13 protein-coding genes are annotated in these 9,656 nt (G+C 38.1%); 11 read left to right on the top strand and 2 right to left on the bottom strand.

Annotation, left to right across the window (positions count from 1 at the left end):
- The first annotated feature begins 220 nt into the window (after positions 1-220).
- The 5 genes from HMPREF9078_RS04795 to HMPREF9078_RS04775 all read left to right on the top strand — a co-directional run bounded on the left by HMPREF9078_RS04795 (position 221) and on the right by HMPREF9078_RS04775 (position 3,553).
- Positions 221-1,354 (top strand): hypothetical protein, encoded by a 1,134-nt coding sequence (locus tag HMPREF9078_RS04795; protein WP_009418563.1) that lies wholly within the window; start codon positions 221-223, stop codon positions 1,352-1,354.
- A 12-nt stretch (positions 1,355-1,366) separates the two neighbouring features.
- Positions 1,367-1,810: a 6-carboxytetrahydropterin synthase gene (locus tag HMPREF9078_RS04790; protein ID WP_009410945.1), complete on the top strand. Its 444-nt coding sequence runs from the start codon at positions 1,367-1,369 to the stop codon at positions 1,808-1,810.
- 160 nt (positions 1,811-1,970) lie between these two features.
- A complete protein-coding gene (locus tag HMPREF9078_RS04785) occupies positions 1,971-2,480 on the top strand; it encodes a hypothetical protein (RefSeq protein WP_009419613.1) in 510 nt (169 codons plus the stop codon).
- Between the two features lie 2 nt (positions 2,481-2,482).
- Positions 2,483-2,701, top strand: coding sequence for a Fic/DOC family N-terminal domain-containing protein (locus tag HMPREF9078_RS04780; RefSeq protein WP_009419612.1), 219 nt, complete (start codon positions 2,483-2,485; stop codon positions 2,699-2,701).
- An 87-nt stretch (positions 2,702-2,788) separates the two neighbouring features.
- A complete protein-coding gene (locus HMPREF9078_RS04775; protein WP_009419611.1) occupies positions 2,789-3,553 on the top strand; it encodes a UDP-2,3-diacylglucosamine diphosphatase in 765 nt (254 codons plus the stop codon).
- On the opposite strand, the gene HMPREF9078_RS04770 is transcribed toward HMPREF9078_RS04775, so the two are convergent.
- The gene (locus HMPREF9078_RS04770; protein WP_009419610.1) at positions 3,530-4,321 is read right to left on the bottom strand and encodes a porin family protein; all 792 of its coding nucleotides are present in this window, start codon (positions 4,319-4,321) and stop codon (positions 3,530-3,532) included. The genes HMPREF9078_RS04775 and HMPREF9078_RS04770 overlap by 24 nt on opposite strands.
- A 263-nt stretch (positions 4,322-4,584) precedes the next feature.
- Here HMPREF9078_RS04770 and HMPREF9078_RS04765 point away from each other — a divergent pair, with 263 nt between their 5' ends.
- The 6 genes from HMPREF9078_RS04765 to HMPREF9078_RS04740 are packed head-to-tail and all read left to right on the top strand — an operon-like array spanning position 4,585 to position 8,646.
- On the top strand, positions 4,585-4,875 hold the full coding sequence (locus HMPREF9078_RS04765) for a DUF721 domain-containing protein (RefSeq protein ID WP_009419609.1): 291 nt from the start codon (positions 4,585-4,587) through the stop codon (positions 4,873-4,875).
- A complete protein-coding gene (locus tag HMPREF9078_RS04760; protein WP_009419608.1) occupies positions 4,875-5,417 on the top strand; it encodes a GNAT family N-acetyltransferase in 543 nt (180 codons plus the stop codon). Before HMPREF9078_RS04765 ends, HMPREF9078_RS04760 begins: the two co-directional genes overlap by 1 nt.
- A gap of 5 nt (positions 5,418-5,422) precedes the next feature.
- Entirely contained in the window at positions 5,423-6,760 is a 1,338-nt protein-coding gene (locus HMPREF9078_RS04755; RefSeq protein ID WP_009419607.1) for a dihydroorotase, read from the top strand.
- A gap of 4 nt (positions 6,761-6,764) precedes the next feature.
- On the top strand, positions 6,765-7,145 hold the full coding sequence (locus HMPREF9078_RS04750) for a DUF4296 domain-containing protein (RefSeq protein ID WP_009419606.1): 381 nt from the start codon (positions 6,765-6,767) through the stop codon (positions 7,143-7,145).
- A gap of 13 nt (positions 7,146-7,158) precedes the next feature.
- Positions 7,159-7,863: a DUF4271 domain-containing protein gene (locus tag HMPREF9078_RS04745; RefSeq protein ID WP_009419605.1), complete on the top strand. Its 705-nt coding sequence runs from the start codon at positions 7,159-7,161 to the stop codon at positions 7,861-7,863.
- Between the two features lie 33 nt (positions 7,864-7,896).
- Complete coding sequence (locus HMPREF9078_RS04740; RefSeq protein ID WP_009410955.1) at positions 7,897-8,646, top strand: uroporphyrinogen-III synthase; 750 nt, start codon at positions 7,897-7,899, stop codon at positions 8,644-8,646.
- 112 nt (positions 8,647-8,758) lie between these two features.
- Here the strand turns inward: HMPREF9078_RS04740 and HMPREF9078_RS11965 are convergent, their stop codons facing one another.
- Complete coding sequence (locus HMPREF9078_RS11965) at positions 8,759-8,935, bottom strand: hypothetical protein (protein ID WP_181464154.1); 177 nt, start codon at positions 8,933-8,935, stop codon at positions 8,759-8,761.
- Between the last annotated feature and the right edge of the window lie 721 nt (positions 8,936-9,656).

Here is a 9,656-nt window from a genome sequence, read left to right as displayed (position 1 = left end):
GCTCTCTATAAGCTACCCCCACCCTCCTAAAAGCCTTTTCTCGCCAAAACGTCCCTTAACCTTCTTTTGGAAAACTCCGTTTTCTTCCGAACTCCTCAACCCTCCCCATTTGCTAATTCTCTCATTTTCTAATTTGCTAATTTTCCAATTCTCTCATTTCCAAATTTTCTAATTTCCTAATTATTTCATATCTTTGCACTTTAATACAAAAAACTATACAATGAAAAACATTTTTAAAACAACTTTATTATTTGCTTCACTCGCTCTGATAAGCTGTGGAAATAAAGATGATGAACCTAAAAAGGATAAACCCAAAGAAGAAATACAAGTGCCAAAAATTTCTGAGGTGCGTTTTTCCTATGTCGATTTTGACCTTAGCAATAACTATAATGACTATAGTGAAGGTGAAGATTTTTTGAACGATACTCAGTTAGGTACATATTTCTTTACAGCGAAAGAAATTGTGGTGTCTTATCAGTATGATACCCAAGGAAGGCTTATAACACTAAAAACAAATGATATTACCGAAGGAACAGCTACTACTGTTACAGCAGCATATAGTGCAAACAAAATTACTTTATCTAATTTTGATGACGAACAAGGAGTAAAAGAACTATCACTAAACAATGACGGAAATATCACAGACTTCGATATTCGTTATAATGAAAAACAACAATTGCTTCAGTTAGGTAAAAATCAATACTCTTGGAAAGATGATAACTGTACCAAAATAAACCTTAAAATTTATGACGCTCTTACAGAATGTACCCTATCTTATACGCAAAATCTTAATAAAAACAATTTTTTCTTAGGTCTTTTGGAAATACACGATGTAACCGGATATAAAGATTATTTTCTTAAACAAATATTCATTCCAAGGGGGAAAGGCACTAAAAATCTCCTTCAACAAACTACTTATCAACAAAATGGGTTGCCTTCAGATTTTATAAATAAATATAGTTATGAGTTTAATGCTGATGGTACAGTCAAAACTATAAAAGAAGAAGCTATTACAAACGGACGTATTGAAGGTGAATCAAGAATATCTGGAGAATATACTACTCAGAAATGGAACTCTTTACAAGCGCTTATCAGTCGTATACAAAACGGGACAGAAAAGAGATATACCTTTCGAGAACTCCTAAAAAACAACGAAAAATATGTAGTGAGAATTAGTAGCCAAACAATCGTACAAAAAGATAAGAACAACAAACCTATTCATCTACCAGTAGACAAAGTGATTGATTATTATATTAATTATAAACAGCAAGGTGGTGAAAAGAAAATCTCAGAGATTAAAATAATACGAACCTATAACATACATCAAAACACTACTTATCAACTGAAATATTAATTGTTCATTGTTATGATTCGCATTACTAAAAAATTCGATTTTGAAGCAGGACACGCGCTCTACGGCTACGATGGCAAATGCAAAAACCTGCACGGACACAGCTATAAGCTCTACGTAACTGTCATAGGCGAACCTATTACCGACCCCCATAACGTGAAAAACGGTATGGTAATAGACTTCGGCGACCTCAAACGCATCGTGCAGGAGCAAATAATCGAAGCGTTCGACCACGCTATGGTCTTCAACGAACATTCACCTCACAAGGCATTAGCCGAAGAACTGCGCGCCAAAGGTCATCGCATCATCACCGTGCCCTATCAGCCCACCAGCGAGAACCTCGTAACCGACTTTGCTCGACGCATCGCCTACCAACTACCCGCCGGGGTCGAGCTCTTTTCAGTACGCCTATGCGAAACCGAAAGCTCCTATGCCGAATGGTTCGCCTCAGATAATTAAAAGAAAAGTAAGGCGTTATACATTTTGCCAAAGTTTCTGCCTGTGTGGCTCGCACCTTTGGATAATTTGATTATATCGACAATCAGTTGCTTTTACGTTCTGTTGTAGGGGCTAACGGCAATTAACCCTTTAAAAAAATCATAACACAAATATGTAAACTATGGCACTTGTACTAATAATTATATTAAGCATTATCTTTTGGTTTTACAAAACAAACGTCAAGAAACGTTTGCGCAATTCGTTTACTCAAAAGACCTTAAACAGGAATACACCAAATTATATTCGTAAACACTGGCGAGAAAAGCGTATTGATGCTGAACATTGCGATGTGATGAATGAAAACACAACCTTCGATTTGCAAGCCGTAGAAGACAATCGTATGAAAAGTGATTTCGAGGAAACAATGCTTCTCACTGAGACAATGTTATTCAGTAAATTACAGTTAGGAGAAGAAAAATTGAAACTCAGTTATATAAGGTGTTACGACAAAACTACTACTCCTGTAAAAGTATATCAAACTACTGTTGCCGATATAGACGCCAGTGTAGCGCAAGTAAAGCTTAATGTACAAGGCTATATCAATGTGTATTACAACCCTCAAGACCCTAAAGAAGTGTATATCGATACCGAGTTCTTACAAAAAGACCTCACTGAACTGATGAATGTTTGATAATGAAAACAGATTTTACATTACCCTTATTACCACCTCCACCAGAAATTGAGACCCGTGAGATACTCAAACAGCTCACACTATCACATAGGCATTTAGCTGAACTGAAAGGAGTAGTAAAAACGATACCCAATGAGCAAATTCTCATCAATACTCTTTCCTTACAAGAGAAAAAGTATAACGTGGAAAAAAAACGCCATTTCTTGCCACGTATGGTATAACGTGGAAAAAAAACGCTGTTTTTTTCCATATCAAATTGCTCATTGAAACGAAAAGACATTTTTGTATCAATGATAACTTAAAAAATAATGTTATCCATAGAATTAGCTGAAAATAAAAAGATATACTTCGCTTCCGATAATCACCTCGGAGCTCCCACTGCTGCCGAAAGCAAACCTCGAGAAGCAAAGTTTGTGCAATGGCTTGATACTATCAAAGCCGATGCAGGGGCAATATTCCTTTTAGGCGACCTTTTCGACTTTTGGTTTGAGTACAAAATGGTCGTCCCCAAAGGCTTTGTGCGCACTCTTGGCAAGCTCGCTGAACTGCGAGATAGTGGTATCCCTATCTACTTTTTCGTAGGCAACCACGATTTGTGGATGGACGATTATTTCCAAACCGAATTGAACATTCCCGTATACCGTCGCCCGCTAGAAGTGGAATGTAATGGTAAACGCTTCTTGATAGGACACGGCGATGGTTTAGGTCCCGGTGATAAAGGCTACAAGCGGATGAAGAAAGTCTTTACCAATCCGTTTTGTAAGTGGCTCTTCCGTTGGTTACACCCCGATATAGGTATGCGATTGGCGCAATACCTCTCAGTGAAAAACAAGCTCATCTCAGGTGATGAAGATGTGCGTTTCTTGGGTGAAGATAACGAATGGTTGGTACAGTATTGCAAACGCAAACTCGAGACCCAGCATTACGACTATTTCCTTTTTGGTCACCGCCACCTCCCAATGACTATCAAAGTAGGGGAGGGTAGCACTTATATCAACACCGGCGACTGGATACACTACTTTACCTATGCCGTTTTCGATGGAGAGGAATTAAAACTTATATCCTACACCTAATTGTAAGACGCGGTTTTTAAACTTAACTTGCGTAACGCTATCAGCATCGCTAAGGTTTGAAAGCCCTATAATATAGTTTATATCAAAGAAGATACCAGAAGGCACATTATATTCCATTCCAAAGCCCATTCCAAAGTCAAAACTGTTATCTAAATCCTCTGACATTGCCATAGAGAGATTGTTTTGTGAAATTTTGCTTGCGATACTTGCAACATAACCAAAATTTAAACCTACTTTAGGGCGAAAATATGAGATATCATATTTTAACCATAAAGGAATATTTATTTGGTGAAGAATAAAAGAAGCATCTTTAACGTCTCCAGATATGCTATAAGGCAATTGTATTCCGTTAATAGTCGGAGGTGTCCCGATAAAAGTCATAGTTATTTTCTTCCACTTGGCACCTTGTTTAGAGTAAGCAATTCCTCCCTCTAAAAAGAGTTTATCACTTACTTTATATTCTGCCAAAACGCCTATATGAAACCCTGCTTTGCTACCCATTCCTAGATCAGCATTATAGCGAGAAAAAGTATTTTGATCATTCTTTACAGCGCCATACACTTCTGAAAAAGAAAGAGTCGATACATTTAAGCCACCTCTAAAACCAAAAAAGAGGCGTTTAGAGAGAGGATTTTTTTCTTGTACTACAATAGGTTCTTGTGTGCTGCTGGCGGTCACCTCTTCTGTTGTTTCTGTTACTACTTCTTGTGCGTAAGTAGTAGATATCACTGCTAAAGTGATAGTAAAAATTATTATTATTTTTTTCATTTTTGTTGGTGTTTTTATAATTTTAATGCATAATTACAAAGAATAATGTTACTGAGCAAATTTCAGTGATGTTTTTTTTCTTTTGGGAATATAATTTATTGTTTTTTAATGTAATATAAAATTAAACATCAGAGAGATATTCTAATATTTAGAAGAAGGGAGAAATTGAAAAAGTTAGAACTTTAAATGTCCTATGAGAAGAGAAAAATAAAAAATCGTCATTTGTAACTCGTCATTCGCAATTATTTTGTACTTTTGCATTTATGGACGGAAATACAAGTACTCTTTCAGAGGTCATTCAGCAAATTGTCAAACAAAATCATTTAACGTACGGACTACAGAAAGCCTCGTTACCAGAACTGTGGAATGAACTGATGGGCAAAGCAATCGCTAAGTATACCTCCTCAGTAGAGCTAAAAGGCAGTACGTTATACGTCCGCCTTACCTCGCCTGCACTCAGTAACGAACTCAGTTATGGCAAGAGCAAGATTATTGATAACCTCAACGAACGTTTAGGGGAACCACTCATTCAAAAACTGATATTTTTAAACTGATGATACGACCTGCAACCCCCACCGATGCCTCTGCCGTTGCCCCTCTGATGTTTCAGGCAATGGAAGAAATCGTCTATAAGATGATTGGCAAAGAACATAGAGAAGATGCTATTGCACTACTCCAAAATCTCTTTGAGCAGGAAGGCAATCAGTATTCCTACCAGAATGCTTGGGTATACGAAGAAAACAACACCGTAATAGGGTCGCTTATTGCCTATGATGGAGCGCAGTTGCACACCTTGCGTGCCCCTGTACTGGCGCTCATTCGCAATAGCTATGGTATTGATATTGTTTTAGAAGATGAGACCGCCAAAGGCGAACTTTACATAGATACCCTCAGCGTATTGCCCTCTGCTCAAGGCAAGGGCATAGGCTCACAATTGGTAGCCCACCTCAAAAGGGTTACTACTCAGCCCATAGGCTTACTCGTGGATGTACAAAATCCCGTTGCCGAACGACTTTACACCCGTTTAGGATTTACGTACGTAAATCACCAAGCCCTCGCTGGCGGAATGTATAAACATCTTGTGTACAATGAATAATTGAAATGAAAACCCTCATCAAAAACGCAATTATCGTAAACGAAAATACCCTCTTTCAAGGCGACCTCCTGATTGAGGGAGAGCGCATTGCCCAAATAGGTACTCACATCACTCCTAAAGGGAATTATAAGGTGGTGGAAGCCGAAGGTAAATATCTCCTCCCTGGGGTGATTGACGATCAAGTGCATTTCCGAGAACCTGGGCTTACTCATAAAGCTACCATCGCTACCGAAAGCCGTGCTGCGATAGCAGGGGGCGTAACTACCTTTTTTGAGCAACCTAACACCGTACCTCAAACCGTAACGATTCCGCTTTTGGAAGAGAAATTTGCAATTGCCAAACAATCATCATTTGCTAACTATTCTTTCTTCTTGGGAGGAACAAACGACAACCTCGAAGAACTGAAACGCTTAGATAAAAATGCTTGTGCAGGGGTGAAACTTTTCTTAGGCTCTTCTACGGGGAATATGCTTGTAGACAACGAGAAAACCATAGAAGCTATTTTCAATAATGTCGATTTAGTAATTGCTGCCCATTGCGAAGATGAAGCAACTATCCGAAAGAACTTAGCCCACTATCAAGAATTGTACGGCGAGGATATTCCTATTGCGATGCACCCTCATATTCGCAGTGCTGAGGCTTGCTATCTGTCCTCTTCACGTGCCATTGCTTTGGCTGAAAAAACGGGTGCACGTCTCCACGTGTTCCACCTTTCGACTGCTAAGGAAACCGACCTCTTCCGTAATGATATTCCACTAAAGGACAAGAAAATCACCGCTGAGGTGTGTGTACATCACTTGTGGTTTACTGATGAAGACTATGCTACTCGTGGAGCTTTCATCAAATGGAATCCTGCTGTAAAAACTGCCGATGACCGTACTGCACTGTGGCAAGCCCTTTTAGACGACCGCCTCGATGTGATTGCTACCGATCACGCTCCTCATACCCTCGAAGAAAAACAGCGCAAGGGCTATGTAAATATTCCCTCAGGTGCGCCTTTGGTACAACACTCGCTCGTGGCAATGCTCGAAAAAGCTTATAAAGGTACTATTTCTATCAAAAAGATAGTAGAGAAAATGTGTCATAATCCCGCAATCCTTTTTCAGGTAAAAGAACGCGGTTTCTTACGCGAAGGGTATTACGCCGACCTTGTTTTGGTGGATATGGATACACAATGGACGGTACAAAAAAACAACCTGCTCTACAAGTGTGGATGGAGTCCGCTCGAAGGGCAACAATTTCGCTCGGCTGTAGTGAGTACCTTCGTAAATGGCAAAGAGGTGTACCACAATGGCAAGGTAATTGCAGAGCCTCAGGGGCAACGCATCACTTTTAACAGATAAGACTATGAGAAAAATCATTTATATATTCGCTTTGCTATTCATTGTAGTAGCCTGCAAAAAGAACATCGTACCCAAACCCGATAAGTTTTTGGACGAAAAGCAAATGGAAAGTCTGCTCTACGATTTGGCTGTTTTAGAATCTATGAAGGTTTCACAAGCCCAAATGCTAGATTCTTTACAATTCAATTCGCAACAGTTCATCTACAAGAAATATCAGCTCGATAGCCTTTCGCTCGCACAAAATATGGTCTATTACGCCTCCCTGCCTAAAGACTATGACCGTATAGTGAAAAAGGTGGAAGAAAAACTCAAAAAACAACGTGACAGCATCGGAAAGCTACCCTTAGAATCTCTAAAAGAGAACCCAGCAACAGTCGAACCATAATAAAATACAGTATTTGGAAGCCTTAGAACTACATCAGTCTTATCTTTCGTGGATATTTCCTGCCTTCCTACTCATCTTTGGGTTGGTGGCTTTCCTGCGTATATTCTACCCTAAACACTTTGCCGATTATCAAAACTTACTGTTTAACAATAAATATATTGTAATTTACGGCAAAAAGGAACGCCGATTGCACCTCTTTATGACAGTGCTTTTTCTCTTGCAATGTGTGTGTTTAGCTCTTCTTTTCTATGTTATGCTAAAGAATTTTGGCATCACAGAACTTTACAACTCTCAGTTTATGTTTCTGGAATTGGTGCTTATAGTCTTCTCACTGTTAATCACAAAACTTCTCTTACAACAATGGATTAGTAGCTTGTTCGACCTTTATGATTTCGCAAGAGATTACATCTTCACTAGGGTTTCTTATTCATCTTATGCCGCAATTGTAATGGTTATACTCCTCTTTTTGGGAGTTTATATCCCTTTTACCAATAAAAAACAGCTATTTTTATTACTTTTTGTGTTAGTATCCATATTGTTAGCAATCAATGTATTAGGGTGGATTAAAATCATAAAAAACAATCAAAAAGAAATAAAACCCTATTTATTCTATTTTATTTTGTATCTTTGCACCCTCGAAATCGCACCCTATATCTTTCTCATCTATGGAACAGAATACTTAATTGAAGTACAGAAAATGGCTCAATTTGTTTCATAATAGGGCGTTAGGAGGTGTAAAGAAATAACATTTATGAAGGTAAAATCGATATTAGTTTCGCAACCAGAACCGAAAGCCGAAAGCTCACCTTATGCACAAATTATTGAAAACCACAAAGTAAAAGTGGATTTTGTGCCCTTTATTAAGGTCGAAGGAATGACCGCTAAGGACGTCAGAATGCAGAAGATTGACCTTACTAATTTTACAGCCGTTATCCTCACCAGTCGTAAATCGGTAGACCACTATTTTCGTATTGCTGAAGAAATGCGCTTTAAGGTGCCTACAACTATGAAGTATTTCTGTCAGTCCGAAGCCATCGCTTACTATTTGCAGAAGTATATCACCTATCGCAAACGCAAAATATACGTAGGTAAAAAAGAGTTTGCTGACCTTTTGCCTATCCTCAAAAAATACAAAGAAGAGAAATTTCTCTTCCCTGGCTCCGATGCCCCTAAACCAGAGGCTACCGCAGCTTTAAACGACATCAAGATAAAATGGGAACGCGTAGTGTTCTATCGCACTGTATATTGCGATATTTCAGCCATTAAAGAAAATAAGTACGACATTCTTACTTTCTTTTCGCCCGCAGGAATAGAGGCGCTGTTTAAAAGTTTCCCCGATTTCTCACAGAAGAAAACCAAAATAGCCGTCTATGGCGATGCGACCCTAAAAGCCGCCGAAGAAGCCGGTCTTATCATTGATATTAAAGCTCCCTCACCTGAGAGTCCCTCAATGACCGTAGCACTCGACCATTATTTAGGCAAACAAAATAGCAAAAAATAGAATCTAAAACCCATTTTCTATAAGCATCAAAGGTAAGGAAGAACTATTCTCCCTTACCTTTGATGCTTTTTTACTTCCTTTTATACGGAAAATCTCTAACTGTCAAAAAAGACTACCCGCTTCTCCTACTTCTTGCTAAAAGCAAGCATAAAGCTATAATTTCCAGTATAAAACCTGATACCATTAATAAAGAACCACTAATAGGTACTTCCCAATGCAATATCTTAGCAAGAGCTCCTAAAACAATAAGCACAACACCTGCTATAAATAAAATAACACTTGTCTTCATATCTCTATTTAAATTTGTTTACACTTATAATATTATATATAATCACAAAATAGGTTGAAACAATACCATATATTAGCTGATTTCTTTCTTCCTTTGTGCCTCTCATTTTGATAATGTCTCAAACTTTGCCCAAATTTTAATCTTCAAGCGAAGTCTTAAAAAGCCATTTCGTAATTCGTAGCCTTGATTTCCGATGCTTAGCCTCTCATCTACCCAGCTATCGCCGGCTACTTTATGTCTAACCGACGTCAATATAACTTTTATCATCAATCCTTTTTGAGAGCGTAGCGGAAGAGGACTCTCAAGAATGTTCAGAATCTTTTTTTTGAAACCAAAAGTAGACAAACATCCCCACAAAAGAGAAGATCAGCACAGAAAATGTTTTCGACATTGCCTCATAGCTAAAATAAGGAACTTTTATAGCATAAAAGAAATTTACATAGAAAAACAATGCAATGTAAACTAAGATAAAGATTATAATATTTCTTGTTTTCATATCTCAATCCTCTAAAAAATACAAAGTATAACATTAATAAAGTACAAAGATATAAAAAAAATAAACACCTGTCAATATTGATTTTTAAAAAAGTTTTTCGTACTTTTGTATTTTTCCACCTTAACCTTTGCCTCTCTATCTCTCTTTTCTCAAATAGAGGGCAGGTGAGAGCGTTATCACTTTCTCTTTCCTTCGCCTCGAAACCCCGATTTTAACATTTTTAGC

The organism is Capnocytophaga sp. oral taxon 380 str. F0488 (assembly GCF_000318255.2).
Taxonomy (GTDB): domain Bacteria; phylum Bacteroidota; class Bacteroidia; order Flavobacteriales; family Flavobacteriaceae; genus Capnocytophaga; species Capnocytophaga ochracea.
This window is presented reverse-complemented; position numbering and strand designations above follow the sequence as displayed.

Coding starts and splice junctions, on each gene's coding strand:
- HMPREF9078_RS04795 (WP_009418563.1), top strand. CDS start 221: ATGAAAAACATTTTTAAAACAACTTTATTATTTGCTTCACTCGCTCTG.
- HMPREF9078_RS04790 (WP_009410945.1), top strand. CDS start 1,367: ATGATTCGCATTACTAAAAAATTCGATTTTGAAGCAGGACACGCGCTC.
- HMPREF9078_RS04785 (WP_009419613.1), top strand. CDS start 1,971: ATGGCACTTGTACTAATAATTATATTAAGCATTATCTTTTGGTTTTAC.
- HMPREF9078_RS04780 (WP_009419612.1), top strand. CDS start 2,483: ATGAAAACAGATTTTACATTACCCTTATTACCACCTCCACCAGAAATT.
- HMPREF9078_RS04775 (WP_009419611.1), top strand. CDS start 2,789: ATGTTATCCATAGAATTAGCTGAAAATAAAAAGATATACTTCGCTTCC.
- HMPREF9078_RS04770 (WP_009419610.1), bottom strand. CDS start 4,321: ATGAAAAAAATAATAATAATTTTTACTATCACTTTAGCAGTGATATCT.
- HMPREF9078_RS04765 (WP_009419609.1), top strand. CDS start 4,585: ATGGACGGAAATACAAGTACTCTTTCAGAGGTCATTCAGCAAATTGTC.
- HMPREF9078_RS04760 (WP_009419608.1), top strand. CDS start 4,875: ATGATACGACCTGCAACCCCCACCGATGCCTCTGCCGTTGCCCCTCTG.
- HMPREF9078_RS04755 (WP_009419607.1), top strand. CDS start 5,423: ATGAAAACCCTCATCAAAAACGCAATTATCGTAAACGAAAATACCCTC.
- HMPREF9078_RS04750 (WP_009419606.1), top strand. CDS start 6,765: ATGAGAAAAATCATTTATATATTCGCTTTGCTATTCATTGTAGTAGCC.
- HMPREF9078_RS04740 (WP_009410955.1), top strand. CDS start 7,897: ATGAAGGTAAAATCGATATTAGTTTCGCAACCAGAACCGAAAGCCGAA.
- HMPREF9078_RS11965 (WP_181464154.1), bottom strand. CDS start 8,935: ATGAAGACAAGTGTTATTTTATTTATAGCAGGTGTTGTGCTTATTGTT.